This window comes from Vibrio sp. 1078-1 (genome assembly GCF_033340475.1).
The window spans coordinates 1-548 of the sequence record NZ_JAWOWM010000756.1 but is presented as its reverse complement, the minus strand read 5'-3'; the positions used below and the strand labels follow the sequence as shown (position 1 = coordinate 548).

The following is a 548-nucleotide window of genomic DNA, read 5'->3' as shown; positions in this document are numbered from 1 at the left end:
CCAACACTGCCTGGCGCTAAGCTGATGATGCCATTCATATTGGTGAGTGCTTGGGTGATTTCTTCACTCGCAATCACAATCCCACATCGCACACCCGGCAAGCCAAGTTTTGATAAGCTCATGCACAGGATGGTGTTTTCATTCCAGAACGGTTCGACATCTTCAAAAATGATGTTCGGGAACGGCAAGCCGTACGCATTGTCGATGATCAGTGGGATGTTGTTCTCGCGCGCCAATTTGTCCAGTTTACGCACTTCTTCGTCAGTTAGTACGTTACCTGTTGGGTTGGTTGGGCGAGATGCGCAAATTGCTGCGACGGAGTCATCGACGGTGAGCTTTTCAAAATCAACGTGATATTTGAATAGGCCGTTGTCGAGTAGCTCGATTTCTGGATGGTACGAAACAAAAATGTCTTCATCGATACCTGCATCACCGTAGCCAATGTATTCCGGTGCGATAGGCAACAGGACTTTTTTGTGCGAACCATCTGGCTGCTGACCAGCAAACAAATTAAATAGGTAGAAGAACCCGCTTTGGCTGCCATTCGT

General features: G+C 47.8%; 1 protein-coding gene. It reads right to left on the bottom strand.

Annotated features, from left to right (window positions below; genetic code table 11):
* The coding region (locus R7190_RS29885) for an aminotransferase class I/II-fold pyridoxal phosphate-dependent enzyme (protein ID WP_318138210.1) at window positions 1-548 on the bottom strand (548 nt) is incomplete at both ends.